General features: G+C 63.3%; 11 protein-coding genes and 1 pseudogene. 7 read left to right on the top strand and 5 right to left on the bottom strand.

Annotated elements, in window-relative coordinates; genetic code table 11:
- Positions 1–2: 2 nt before the first annotated feature.
- The 4 genes and pseudogenes from narL to HBO12_RS02060 all read left to right on the top strand — a co-directional run bounded on the left by narL (position 3) and on the right by HBO12_RS02060 (position 3,263).
- Entirely contained in the window at positions 3–650 is a 648-nt protein-coding gene (narL, locus tag HBO12_RS02075; protein WP_170041607.1) for a two-component system response regulator NarL, read from the top strand.
- Between the two features lie 435 nt (positions 651–1,085).
- A pseudogene (locus HBO12_RS02070) lies at positions 1,086–1,241 on the top strand (LysR family transcriptional regulator); the annotation flags it as partial.
- 143 nt (positions 1,242–1,384) lie between these two features.
- Complete coding sequence (locus HBO12_RS02065; protein WP_169953191.1) at positions 1,385–2,065, top strand: Crp/Fnr family transcriptional regulator; 681 nt, start codon at positions 1,385–1,387, stop codon at positions 2,063–2,065.
- Positions 2,066–2,114: 49 nt separating this feature from the next.
- The gene (locus HBO12_RS02060; RefSeq protein ID WP_169953188.1) at positions 2,115–3,263 is read left to right on the top strand and encodes a MalY/PatB family protein; all 1,149 of its coding nucleotides are present in this window, start codon (positions 2,115–2,117) and stop codon (positions 3,261–3,263) included.
- 56 nt (positions 3,264–3,319) lie between these two features.
- On the opposite strand, the gene HBO12_RS02055 is transcribed toward HBO12_RS02060, so the two are convergent.
- From HBO12_RS02055 to HBO12_RS02035, 5 genes are all read right to left on the bottom strand, one after another.
- Positions 3,320–3,535 (bottom strand): TOBE domain-containing protein, encoded by a 216-nt coding sequence (locus tag HBO12_RS02055; protein WP_003173733.1) that lies wholly within the window; start codon positions 3,533–3,535, stop codon positions 3,320–3,322.
- 220 nt (positions 3,536–3,755) lie between these two features.
- Positions 3,756–6,146 carry a TonB-dependent receptor gene (locus HBO12_RS02050; protein ID WP_170041288.1) on the bottom strand — a complete coding sequence of 797 codons (2,391 nt, stop codon included), beginning with the start codon at positions 6,144–6,146 and terminating at the stop codon, positions 3,756–3,758.
- A gap of 174 nt (positions 6,147–6,320) precedes the next feature.
- Positions 6,321–7,256, bottom strand: a complete 936-nt coding sequence (locus HBO12_RS02045; protein ID WP_169953183.1) for a FecR domain-containing protein — start codon at positions 7,254–7,256, stop codon at positions 6,321–6,323.
- A complete protein-coding gene (locus HBO12_RS02040; protein WP_169953181.1) occupies positions 7,253–7,771 on the bottom strand; it encodes a sigma-70 family RNA polymerase sigma factor in 519 nt (172 codons plus the stop codon). Before HBO12_RS02040 ends, HBO12_RS02045 begins: the two co-directional genes overlap by 4 nt.
- A gap of 107 nt (positions 7,772–7,878) precedes the next feature.
- The gene (locus tag HBO12_RS02035) at positions 7,879–8,823 is read right to left on the bottom strand and encodes a LysR family transcriptional regulator (protein WP_169953178.1); all 945 of its coding nucleotides are present in this window, start codon (positions 8,821–8,823) and stop codon (positions 7,879–7,881) included.
- A gap of 122 nt (positions 8,824–8,945) precedes the next feature.
- Here HBO12_RS02035 and HBO12_RS02030 point away from each other — a divergent pair, with 122 nt between their 5' ends.
- From HBO12_RS02030 to HBO12_RS02020, 3 genes are read left to right on the top strand one after another with little or no spacing between them, the layout of a single operon-like run.
- The gene (locus HBO12_RS02030; RefSeq protein WP_170041287.1) at positions 8,946–10,241 is read left to right on the top strand and encodes an MFS transporter; all 1,296 of its coding nucleotides are present in this window, start codon (positions 8,946–8,948) and stop codon (positions 10,239–10,241) included.
- A gap of 16 nt (positions 10,242–10,257) precedes the next feature.
- Positions 10,258–11,442, top strand: coding sequence for an L-rhamnonate dehydratase (rhmD, locus tag HBO12_RS02025; RefSeq protein ID WP_169953174.1), 1,185 nt, complete (start codon positions 10,258–10,260; stop codon positions 11,440–11,442).
- 11 nt (positions 11,443–11,453) lie between these two features.
- On the top strand, positions 11,454–12,254 hold the full coding sequence (locus HBO12_RS02020) for an HpcH/HpaI aldolase family protein (protein WP_170041286.1): 801 nt from the start codon (positions 11,454–11,456) through the stop codon (positions 12,252–12,254).
- The last annotated feature ends 7 nt before the right edge of the window (positions 12,255–12,261 follow it).

The raw sequence follows: 12,261 nt of genomic DNA, 5'->3' as shown, positions 1-12,261 counted from the left end.
TCATCAACCCATCTGTACGCCACCGCATCCTGCTCGTCGACGACCACCCGATGATGCGCCACGGCATGCGCCAGATGCTCGAACTGGAAGACGACCTGCACGTGGTGGGCGAAGCCGGCAATGGCGAGGAAGCCCTGGGCCTGATCGAGTCGCTGCAACCGGACCTGGTGCTGCTGGACAACAACATGCCGCAGATGAACGGCCTGGAAACCCTGCGCCAGCTGCGGGCCATGGCCTATGGCGGCAAGGTCTTGCTGTTTACCGTGTCCGATGCCGAAGACGACATCCGCGACGCCCTGCGCCTGGATGCCAACGGCTACCTGCTCAAGGACATGGAGCCGGAACTGCTGATCCAGTACATCCGCGATGCGCTGCACGGCGCCCTGGTGATCAGCCCCGGCCTGACCCGGGTGCTGGCCCAGGCCTTGCGCTCGCCCCAGCCCCACGCGGCAGTGGAACTGACCGAACGCGAGCGGCAGGTGTTGAAGACCATTGCCGGGGGCTATAGCAACAAGGTGATCGGGCACAAGCTGGGGATTACCGAGGGCACGGTGAAAGTGCATGTGAAGAATCTGCTGCACAAACTGGGGCTGCGCTCGCGGGTGGAAGCGGCGGTTTGGGCGATGGAGCATTTGCGTCAGGCTGGGTAGGGACTGATGCACCGCCATCGCAGCATAGGTATCTACACATCTCTTTAGTGATTCTCAGGTTTGTGTACATATCCGTTGCTGCGGTCACGGCTACTATTGGTTCCGCCCTTACGGCGGCTCACTTTGGAAGAGCGCCAAAGGAAGCAAAGCGCTCTTGCCCCACCACTCGGAGCCTGGCCCAGGCCCGGCGGGCAAGCCATTCCCCTGTGGGAGTGGGCTTGCCCGCGATGGCGCCCGCAAGAAAACATCAGAGTGTCAGGCATTCATTTTTCATCGTTAACGACCATCGCGAGCAAGCCCGCTCCCACAGGAGCGCGCGTGCAATTTGAAGATCAGGTCGGCTCTAAGGCCGCCTCGCTTTCACCGTCAACGCCCCCACTCACCGTCCCCACCATCACCATCACCGGAGGCCGCTGCGCCAATATCACCCACGCCATCAGCATCGCCAGCTACGGCACGATTATCGGCTGTGTCAGTGCCGGCAGCGGCGCCGCGCTGGTGCCCCGGGGGATCTACGAGCAATACCGCCAGCGTGCCAACTGGCAAGGCCATGAGTTCGCGGAACTGACGCGCATCGATAACCGGTTTTACTAGCATGCCAACGCAGGTTGCCATCCGGCGCGCGATGCATTTTCGGCGCTGCTGCAGGGCCACTGCCTCCACGGGGCTACCTCCAACGAGGCATAGGCCCCACAGGCCTCACGCTCTACCATGGACGGGAGCGGAGGTACGCCATGCTGACCCACCCATCCATCGTTTTAACCCTACGCCGGCATCATCTGTTCAGCCCGTTGCCGGAGAAGATTTTCCAGGACATCTGCACCCTGGCCAATCTCAAGCGCTTGCCCGCCCACATCACCTTGATGCACCAGGGCGACCCCGCCGAGCGGTTTTTCCTGCTGGTCAGCGGCCAGATCAAGTTGCACCGGGTCACCGGCGAAGGCCAGGAACATCTGGTGGAGGTCATTCGCCCCGGCCAGACCTTTGCCGAAGCCCTGCTGTTCAGCCAGGCCAAGGCCTACCCGGTAAGTGCTACGGCGCTCAAGGACAGCGTGCTGGTGAGTATCGAGGGCCATCACTACCGCAAGGCCCTGGAGGACCAGCCGCAGATCTGCCTGGCGATCCTCGGCACCATGAGCATCCACCTGCATCAGCGCCTCAAGGACATCGACACCCTGAGCCTGGCCAATGCCAGTCGCCGGGTCATCAACTTCCTGGTCCAGGAGCGCGATCTGGCCAGCGGTGATGTGGTGCTGCAAGTGCCCAAGCGCCTGGTAGCCTCCAAACTGGGGATTCAGCCAGAGACGTTTTCACGGATTCTGCATCGTTTGGTAGACGCCGGCCTGATCGAGGTGCAACGGCGCACCATCCGCATCCTGTGCGAGGAGCAGTTGATGACCTATCAGGCCGGCTGACTTAGAATCGACGTGATTCTTCGCCCGCCTTCCTGACACGAGCGCCCCCATGAGCTTTGATTTCGACACGATCCACCCTCGCCTCGGCACCGGCAGCACCAAGTGGAGCCGCTACCCCGAAGACGTCTTGCCGATGTGGATTGCCGACATGGACATCGCCGCCCCACCGGCGATCCTCACGGCCCTGCACGCGCGCCTGGACCAGCAAATGCTCGGCTACAGCGTTGCCCGGCCAGAAGTGCGCGAAGCGATCATCAGCGACCTGTGGGACAAGTACGCCTGGCGCGTGCAGCCCGATGAACTGTTATTCCTGCCGGGCGTCGAGCCGGGTTTCAACATGGCCCTGCACGCCTTCGTCCAACCGGGCCAGTCGGTGGTCTTGCAGACTCCCAACTACGCGCCGCTGCGCCATGCGGCCGGCAACTGGAACCTGCCGAAGATCGAAGTGCCGTTTGAACTGAGCGCCCAGGGCGAATACCTCACCCCCCTGCCCGCCTTGCGCCAGGCCTTGAAAGGTGCCGGTGCCTTGCTGTTGAGCAACCCCCACAACCCCCTGGGCAAGGTGTTCGCCCGCGAGGAATTGCTGGCGGTGGCCACTGCCTGCCTGGAACAGGGCACGCTGATTATCTCTGACGAAATCCATGCCGAGCTGTGCTTTGACGGGCGCCGGCATATCCCCACCGCATCGCTGAGCGCAGAGATCGCCCGGCGCACCATTACCCTGATGTCGGCCAGCAAGGCCTACAACGTCGCCGGCCTGAAGACCTGCTTTGCGATTGTCCAGGATCCAGTCATCCGCGAGCGCTTCAACAAGGCACGCTGCGGCATGGTCGACAGTGTCAGCCCCCTGGGCCTGGAAGCCACCTGGGCGGCGTACAGCCAATGCGGTGAATGGTTGAAGGCGTTGCTGACGTACTTGCAAGGCAACCGCGACTACCTGCTGGATGCAGTGCAAAAACGCCTGCCGGGGGTGACCATGCATGCCCCGCAAGGCACTTACCTGGCCTGGCTCGATTGCAGCGCCCTGGGCCTGGAAGACCCGCAGCGGTTTTTCCTGGAGCAGGCCAAGGTAGGCTTGAGTGCAGGCGTGGAATTTGGCGATGACAGCCAGCAGTTCGTGCGCTTGAACTTCGGCTGCCCGCGGGCGTTGCTCGAAGAAGGTATTTCACGCCTGGAACGCAGCCTGAAAAACCGCTGAAGACCCGTGTAGGCGCAGGCTTGCCGGCGCCTATAAAGGTATGCGCAGGTTTGGGTTCAGAGCTTGGCGATGGACACTTCGGTGGATTTGACGAAGGCAATCACTTCGCTGCCCACCTTCAATTCTAGGTCGCGTACCGAACGGGTGGTGATCACCGAAGTGACAATCCCGGACGCGGTCTGCACGTCGATTTCGGACACCACCTCGCCCAGCAGAATTTCCTTGATCACGCCCTTGAACTGGTTGCGCACGTTGATCGCTTTGATGGTCATGTCGGTTTTCCTTTTACGGTTGGGTCAATCCGCACGAATGCGCAGGCCCTCAAAATGCGCCATTCCCACCAACAACAAAAGGAATAAATAACTATTTATTTATTCCATATAAACATATGAGAAACCCTGTAGGAGCCGGCTTGCCGGCGATGGGGCCCGTGAATCATGTGCTGAGTTCAAGGACGCCATCGCCGGCAAGCCGGCTCCTACATGGGTTTGGTCAAAAACCTACTGTTGCCGACACCAGCCATGTGCGCGGCGTAGACAGGGTCAGGCCAGGCGCGCTGTCGCTGGAGGTTGCAGCCGAGGCCCAATAGGTGGTGTCCAGCACGTTCTCCACGGTAGCGCGCAGGGTCACCGGGTTTTCCTTGACCTTGAAGGTATAGCGCGCCCCCAGGTCATAGCGTTCCCAGCCATCGATCTTCTGCTGGTTGGCTGCATCCAGGTACTGCGCGCCGGTGTGGATCGCCCGGGCGGTCAGGGTCAGGCCTTGCAGGCGCGGGATGTCCCATTCGGCCCCCAGGTTGACGTTGGCAATCGGCGAGCCGGTGCCGCGCTTGCCGTCAGTCAGGCCCTGGGCGGTCTTGGTCTGCTCGCTGTCGAGCAGCATCACCCCGCCGAGCAGGCGCACGCCTGCCAGGGGCTCGCCAAACACGTTCAATTCCACACCCTGGTTGCGCAACTCGCCGTTGGGTTTGAAGAAGCCCTGGCTGTCGATGCCATAGGCCGGCTGCTTGATCTGGAACACACTGGCGGTCAGGCCAAAGCTGCCCATGTCGTACTTGGCGCCGACTTCCACCTGCTTGCTCTTGGTCGGCGGGAAGATCGCGTTTTCATTGCGCACCCCACTCGAAGGCGCGGTCTCGCCCTGGCTCAAGCCCTCCATGTAGTTGGTGTACAGGGACAACTGGTCGGTGACTTTCACCACCAGGCCCAGGGCCGGCGAGGTCGCCTGTTCGTCGTACTCCGGCTGATCCTTGATGCCGTTGCTCCAGGAGGTGACCTGGACCTTTTGCAGGCGCGCGCCGAGGGTCAGCAGCACGCGCTCATCGAACAACGCCAGGGTGTCGGCCAGGGCCAGGCTGGTGAAGCGGTTTTCGGTGTGGGTGCTGGTGTCCCAGCGCACAGCCTGGCCTGGGTGGGGCAAGACCACCGGGTGGTAGAGATTGCTCTTGCCGGGGGTGTAGCGCTCGCCGGCATTGTCGAAATCCATGTTGAACTGATTGAGGCTGACATTGAGGGTGTGCCCCACCGGGCCGGTGTCGAACCAACTGCGCGCACCGACAGTGACGGTCTTGACGTCTTCGTCGCGGCGGAAACTGCGCGGCACTACGGTGAAGTCGCCATTGCTCTGGGTCGCCTGCACGCCATGGCGCAGGAAGTCGTAGTTGCCTTTGCGTGCGCCGGCAGCGGCGTAGACCATCAGTGAATCACTGACATCGAACTCGCCACGCACCGCGCCAAAAGTGTCCTTGGTATGGGAATAGGTCCAGGACTGGGCGAAGTTGTCGCGGATATCGCGGGCCTTGGGCATCACGCTACCCTTGGCGATCTCCACGCGTTCCTGGGGTGCATCGGCGGTGCGTTCCTGGCGCCCGAGGTCGAGGGACAGGCGCACCCGCTCCTTGCGATAGTCGAGGCCGATCACCGTCATTTCGCGGTCAACCTCCTGATGGTCCCACTCGGTATCGCCGGCTTGCTTCACGCCATTGAAGCGCACGCCAAACTGCTGCTCATCGCCAAACCGCCGGCCGATATCCACCGCGCCACCGAACTGCCCGGCCGAGGCATAACTGCCGGTGAACTCGGTGAGCGGTGTGTCGGCGGCGCGCTTGGGCTCGATATTGATCCCGCCGCCGATACTGCCCCGGGGCGCAATGCCACCGAGCAAGGCACCGGGGCCCTTGAGGATATCGACGCGTTCGACCATTTCCATGTCGATGGCGTAGGTCGGCAGCACGCCGTACAGGCCGCCGTAGGACACATCACTGTTGAACAAGCTGAAACCGCGCACCGAGAACTGCTCGAAACGCCCACCCGCCGGGTTGGTGATGCGCACCGAAGGGTCACTGGCAACCATCTCGCCGAGGGTGCGCGCCTGCAGGTTTTTCACGGCCTTGGCGGTATAGGAGGTGAGGTTGAACGGCGTATCCATAAAATCGCCGTCGCCGAGCATGCCCTGCGCACCTTTGCGCGTGACCTGGTCACCGGCGTAGGTTTGGGCGACGGGTGTGTTCGCCAGCCCAAGAATCGAGGTGGCTGGCAACTGATAGGCATCGCCCTGGGGGGCGGGGATCAGGGTGTAGGCACGCTCCCCCACTGCCTGCAATTGCAGGCCTGAGCCTTGCAGCAGCCGGGCAAAACCTTCCTCGACGGCAAACTCACCAGAGATCCCGGCGCTTTGGCGGCCACTGACCAGGGCCGGGTCCACCGACAGATTGACCCCGGCCAACCCGGCAAAGCGGGTCAAGGCACTGCCCAGGCTGCCGCCGGGCACTTGGTAACTGCGCCGGGCCGCGTCCTCGGCCCAGCTCACAGGAATGAACAACGGGCTGGCACTCAGGCTCAGCACCAGACTCAGGCGCAACAACGATGGCGGGACGACGGGCATTAAAAGGCTCTCTGTTTTCGTTCACTTGCCTTGGATGACAGGCGAGACGAAAAAAAGGGACACGGTCTTACCCTGTGGGAGCGAGCTTGCCCGCGATGGCTGAGTGTCAGTCGATACATGGGGTGACTGATGCACCGCGATCGCGGGCAAGCCCGCTCCCACATTGGGGGCTGGTCAAACCGGAGTTTTGCGCGATGCCAGCGTGACCCAATAGCGGGTGCGGAACTGCACGTGTAGCCCGTGGGTGGTGGCCAGCAGGCTGAGGATGCGGTCGGTGTCGTCCAGGCGGAAGCTGCCGGTCACGCGCAGGGTTTCCAGGCGCGGGTCCCAACGCAGCACGCCCGGGCGATAGCGATCCAGCTCGCGCAGGAAATCGCCCAGCCCTTGGTTCTGCGCGGTCAGCACCCCATCGCGCCAGCCCAGTTGCAGCACGTCGAACGGCAGCGGCGCGCCCAACCCCGACGGTTGTAAGCGTATTTGTTGCGCGCTGTGCAGCCAGGTACTACGCCCCGATCCATCTTGCACTTGCACCTGGCCCTTGAGCACCGACACCAGGCACGCGTCCGCCAGTTGGCGCACGCAAACCTCGGCCTGGCTGGCGATGACCTGGCCATAGCGGGTGTGTACGGTCAGCGCCGACGGGCCAGGCACATTCAGCGCCATCTCGCCATCGACCAGGGTCAGGCGTCGCCGAGGAAGGTCCACATCCACCGCGCTGGCGGTGTTCAGTTGCAGGGCGCTGCCATCGGCCAACGGCACGCGTTTGCGCTCGCCGGTGGCGGTATGCAGGTCGGCACGCCACACGTCGATGGGCAACTGGCGACTGAGCAACCAGGCCGCCGGCACCAGTGCCGCCACGCCCAGGGCGCGCTTGAGCACCGCGCGCCGGCCAGGTTGCGGGCGGTCGAGGCTGGCCATGGCCAGGGAGGATGGCAACTCGGCAAACCGCTGGCGCAGCAACTGCGCCTTTTGCCAGGCTTGTTCGTGCTGGGGGTGACTGTCGCGCCATTGCTGCAAACCGTCATGGTCACGCTCGCCGGCCGTGCCGGATTCCAGCAACGCCAACCACTGCGCGGCTGCCCGCGCTACATCCGGTGCGGTGCGGCTCACAGTTCCACCAGTAGGCAATGTTCGTAGGCCTGGGCCATATAACGCTTGACCGTACGTTCCGAAACCTTGAGACGCTCGGCAATCTCCCGATAGCCCAGGCCTTCGAGCTGGCTCCAGAGGAACGCCCGGCGCACCGGGGCCGCCAGGCCGTCGAGCAGTTCGTCCAGGGCGTGCAGGGTTTCCAGCAGCAACCAACGCTGCTCCGGCGAGGGAGCGCAGTCTTCGGGCAAGCGTGCCAGGGCATTCAAGTACGCCTGCTCCAGGCTGCGGCGCTGATGAAAATTGACCAGGAGGCGCTTGCCCACTGTCACCAGATAGGCCCGTGGTTCCTGCAATTGCGCCACCGGCTGGGCGCTGGCCAGTACCCTCAGGAACGTATCCTGACTCAGGTCGGCAGCATCCCAGGCATTGCCCAGGCGCCGGCGCAGCCAGCTTTCCAGCCAGCTGCGGTGGTCGCGGTACAAGGTGCTCAGGCTGGGTTCGGCGGTGATCGTTGGCGATACAGCATCATTCATGGCAAGCGAACCCTGGGCGGCGCGAGTGAGTCTCAAATGAGATTCATTCTATTTAATATCCCTGGCGCATACCATGTTCTTTTTCCCGGATAGACGGGCGGAGGCGGTTAATCAAGCGCCCTGGCCTTGTAACGCAGCAAATCTATAAACAACCCCAACTCACGGCTCACCGGTTCACCCTTGCGCAGCAAGATGCCAAATGGCGCAAGCGTCACCTCCAGCTCCACCGGTAACTGCACCACCAGGCCCATCTTCAGGTAATCGCGCAGTGCGCTTTCGGAAAGCACCATGATCGCGTCGGTCAGTTGGATCAGTTGCTGCATGGAATACACCGAGCTGCATTCAATGATGTCCGCCGGCAGCGGCAGGGCCAGGTGCTGCAACGCTTCGTCAAAACCGATGCGTGCCGGGCTGCTTTCCGGTTGCAGGATCCACGGCCAGTCGCTGACCAACTCGGCCAACGGCAGGCTCGCGCGCTGCGCCAGCGGGTGCCCGGCATGCACCACCACCAGCAAGCGCTCGTTGCCCAGCGGCTCGAAGCTGTAGTGCTCGCTGTCGGTGGCGGCGTTGCGCCGGGCGATGGCCAGGTCGATGCGCCCCTGTTCCAGTAACTGGATCACCTGGTCGCTGGTGTCGCCCATGATGCGGATGCGCAGTTGCGGGTTGAGGGATTTGATCTGCGCAATCGAGTCCATCACCAGGTCCGGCGCGGCGCCCATGATGGTGCCGATTGCCAGGTAGCCATAACCGCCCTGCTGGCGCGCCATCAGGTCTTCGGCGCAGCGGTCGAGGCCGCTGAGGGCCGATTCGGCAAAACGGATCAACTCCTTGCCCAGCGCCGTCGGGCGCATGCCACGGGGCAGGCGCTCGAACAGGTCACAGGCAAACATGTCCTCGATCTCGCGCAGCATGCGGGTGGCAGCCGGCTGCGACATGTTCAGGGCCTGGGAGGCACGGTGCAGGTTCTGGCTGGAGCTCAAGGCCACCAGCATATGCAGATGCTTATAGCGCAGGCGGTTGAACAGGCTGCGGGAAATCAGCGGACTACTCATTTTTTTCCTTGTTATCGATACCCTGAGGTTATCGCTTGTAAGCGAGATTCGATTTGTAGCGCATTGCTCGGCCGCCGTACAGTCCGGCCCATAAGAACAAAGCCTTACAAAAGGATTTCCAGATGACCACCCTGCCCGCGTCCCTGCTCGCCAAGATTTCCTGGCGGCTCCTGCCCTTCTTGCTGCTGATGTACATCATGGCCTTCCTCGACCGCGCCAACGTCGGGTTCGCCAAACAAGCCTTCCAGGCCGACACCGGTCTGAGCGACGCCGCCTTCGCCTTTGGCGCCGGGGTGTTTTTTGTTGGCTACGCGTTGCTCGAAGTACCGAGCAACCTGATCCTGCATCGCGTCGGCGCCCGCCTGTGGATGTGCCGGATCATGGTCAGTTGGGGCCTGGTCTCGGCGGCCATGGTGTTTGCCCATAACGAAACCAGCTTCTACATCCTGCGCTTCCTGCTGGGCGTGGCCGAAGCCGGGTTTTTCCCCGGCGTGATCCTCTACCTCACCTATTGGTTTCCCCAGGCCGCGCGTGGCAAGGCCATGGGCTTCTTCTATTTTGGCGCGCCCCTGGCCTTTATTTTTGGCAGCCCGCTGTCTGGCCTGCTCCTGGAAATGGACGGCTTCGGCGGCCTGCACGGCTGGCAGTGGCTGTTCGCCGTGGAAGGCCTGATGGCTTCGGCGGTGGGCATCTGGGCCTATTGGTACCTGGACAATCGCCCCGCCGACGCCAAGTGGCTGAGCCTTGAAGAGCGCCGCCAGATCCAGGACCTGCTGGATGCAGAAGACCAGCACAAAGGCTCCCATGGCCGCAGCCTGCTCGGCGTGCTGTGCCAGCCGTCGGTGCTGTACCTGTGCCTGATCTACCTGCTGATCCAGGCCAGTGTCTACGGCGTGGTGTTTTACCTGCCAACCCAGGTCAGTGGCCTGCTCGGCACCAAGGTCGGCCTGATGGTCGGGTTGGTCTCGGCGATTCCCTGGGTCTGCGCGCTGTTCGCCGCGTGGTGGATCCCCGGTTATTCGGACCGCAGCGGCGAGCGCCGGCGTACCGCGTCCCTGACCCTGGTGATGGCCGCCGCCGGCATCGCCTGCTCGGTCACCTTCGCCAACCCGTTGCTGGGCATGCTCGCCCTGTGCTTTGCCGCCAGCGGATTCATCGCGGTGCAGCCGGTGTTCTGGACGTTCCCCTCCAGCTACCTGGCCGGTAGCGCGGCGGCGGCGGGCATTGCCCTGATCAACTCCTTTGGCGCACTGGGCGGGTTTATCGCGCCGGTCCTGAAAAACTGGGCGGAAACCGCCTTCCACTCCCCGGCAGCCGGCCTGTACCTACTGTCTGCCACCACGGTACTGGCTGCATTGCTGGTGCTGGGTATCCACTCCCCCGGCCACACAGCGTCGAACACGCCGGCCACTGTTTAACTCCAGGAGTCACACCATGGGCAACATCACCATCAAACACGTGCGCGCCTTTGTCTTGCGTGGCGGCGGCGCGGATTACCACGACCAGGCCGACGGCCACTGGATCGACGACCACATCGCCACACCCATGAGCAAATACCCCGAGTACCGCCAGAGCCGCCGCAGTTTCGGCATCAACGTGCTCGGCACGTTGGTCGTGGAAGTAGAAGCCAGCGACGGCACTGTCGGGTTTGCCGTGACCACCGGCGGCGAGCCTGCGGCCTATATCGTCGAGAAACACCTGGCGCGCTTCCTTGAGGGCGCGCGGGTGACCGATATCGAGAAAATCTGGGACCAGATGTACCAGTCCACCCTGTACTACGGGCGCAAGGGCCTGGTGATCAACACCATCTCCGGGGTCGACCTGGCGCTGTGGGACCTGCTCGGCAAGATCCGCCAGGAACCGGTGCATCAATTGCTCGGCGGCGCGGTGCGCGATGAATTGCAGTTCTACGCCACCGGCGCGCGCCCGGACCTGGCGCAGAAGATGGGCTTTATCGGCGGCAAGATGCCCCTGCACCACGGCCCGGCCGAAGGTGAGGAAGGCCTGCGCAAGAACCTCGAAGAGCTGGCGAGCATGCGTGAACGGGTCGGCCCGGACTTCTGGCTGATGCTCGACTGCTGGATGAGCCTGGACCTGAACTACGCCACCAAACTGGCGATTGGCGCCCACGAATACGGCCTGAAATGGATTGAAGAGGCCCTGTCCCCCGACGATTACTGGGGCTATGCGGCCCTGCGCAATAACGTGCCCAAGGGCATGCTGGTCACCACCGGCGAACACGAAGCGACCCGCTGGGGCTTTCGCATGCTCCTGGAAATGGGCTGCTGCGACATTATCCAGCCGGATGTGGGCTGGTGCGGCGGCCTGACCGAATTGGTGAAAATCTCCGCCCTGGCCGATGCGCACAACGCCATGGTGGTGCCGCACGGTTCCTCGGTCTACAGCTACCACTTCGTCGCCACCCGCCAGAACAGCCCGTTTGCCGAATTTTTGATGATGGCGCCCAAGGCCGATGAAGTGGTGCCGATGTTCCACCCGCAACTGCTCGGCGAACCGGTCCCGGTCAATGGCCGCATGCGTTTGTCGGTGCTCGACAAGCCAGGCTTCGGCGTAGACCTGAACCCTGATTGCCAACTGCATCGTCCATATAACCGCTAAGGAGCCTCGCCATGCACATGCCTCATAACGCGTTCAAGGCCGGCCTGCGCCAGGACGCCAGCCAATACGGGATCTGGGCCGGTTTCGCCAGCGGCTACGGCGCGGAAATCCTCGCCAGTACCGGGTACGACTGGATGCTGATCGACGGCGAGCACGCGCCCAATACCGTACCCAGTGTGCTCAGCCAATTGCAGGCGGTGGCGCCCTACAACACCGCGCCCGTGGTGCGTGCGGTCAGCGGCGATGCCAACCTGATCAAGCAACTGCTGGATATCGGCGCGCAGACCCTGATGATCCCCATGGTCGAAACCGCCGAGCAGGCCCAGGCCCTGGTGCGCGCCATGCGTTATCCGCCCCACGGTATACGTGGCGTGGGCGGCGGCCTGACCCGCGCCACGCGCTGGGATGGCGTCGAGAACTACCTCACCACCGCCCACCAGGAGCTGTGCCTGATCGTGCAGGTGGAGTCGCGCCTGGGCGTGGAAAACGTCGAGGCGATTGCCGCAGTCGAAGGGGTGGATGCGGTCTTTATCGGCCCCGCCGACCTGTCCATCGGCCTCGGCCATGCGGGCAACCCTGGCCACCCCGAAGTGCAGGAACGCATCCAGCACGCGGTCAACGCCACCCTGGCGGCGGGCAAGGCCTGCGGCATCCTCGCGCCCAATGAAGAAGACGCGCGCCGCTACCAGGCGTGGGGCTGTCGCTTCATTGCGGTGGCGATCGATATCAGCCTGCTGCGCCAGAGCGCCCTGAGCACCCTTGCCCGCTACCGCCCTGCCGCCGACGCGAAAGCGCCGTCGCGCACATACTGAGGAGCCT

This window comes from Pseudomonas sp. WS 5059, assembly GCF_012985525.1.
In the GTDB taxonomy this organism is placed as follows: Bacteria; Pseudomonadota; Gammaproteobacteria; order Pseudomonadales; family Pseudomonadaceae; genus Aquipseudomonas.
This window is presented reverse-complemented; position numbering and strand designations above follow the sequence as displayed.

Bases quoted from the DNA above. Each gene is read 5' to 3' on its own strand.
- HBO12_RS02020 (WP_170041286.1), top strand. From the start codon at position 11,454: ATGCACATGCCTCATAACGCGTTCAAGGCCGGCCTGCGCCAGGACGCC.
- HBO12_RS02060 (WP_169953188.1), top strand. From the start codon at position 2,115: ATGAGCTTTGATTTCGACACGATCCACCCTCGCCTCGGCACCGGCAGC.
- HBO12_RS02050 (WP_170041288.1), bottom strand. From the start codon at position 6,146: ATGCCCGTCGTCCCGCCATCGTTGTTGCGCCTGAGTCTGGTGCTGAGC.
- HBO12_RS02035 (WP_169953178.1), bottom strand. From the start codon at position 8,823: ATGAGTAGTCCGCTGATTTCCCGCAGCCTGTTCAACCGCCTGCGCTAT.
- HBO12_RS02030 (WP_170041287.1), top strand. From the start codon at position 8,946: ATGACCACCCTGCCCGCGTCCCTGCTCGCCAAGATTTCCTGGCGGCTC.
- rhmD (WP_169953174.1), top strand. From the start codon at position 10,258: ATGGGCAACATCACCATCAAACACGTGCGCGCCTTTGTCTTGCGTGGC.
- HBO12_RS02065 (WP_169953191.1), top strand. From the start codon at position 1,385: ATGCTGACCCACCCATCCATCGTTTTAACCCTACGCCGGCATCATCTG.
- HBO12_RS02040 (WP_169953181.1), bottom strand. From the start codon at position 7,771: ATGAATGATGCTGTATCGCCAACGATCACCGCCGAACCCAGCCTGAGC.
- HBO12_RS02055 (WP_003173733.1), bottom strand. From the start codon at position 3,535: ATGACCATCAAAGCGATCAACGTGCGCAACCAGTTCAAGGGCGTGATC.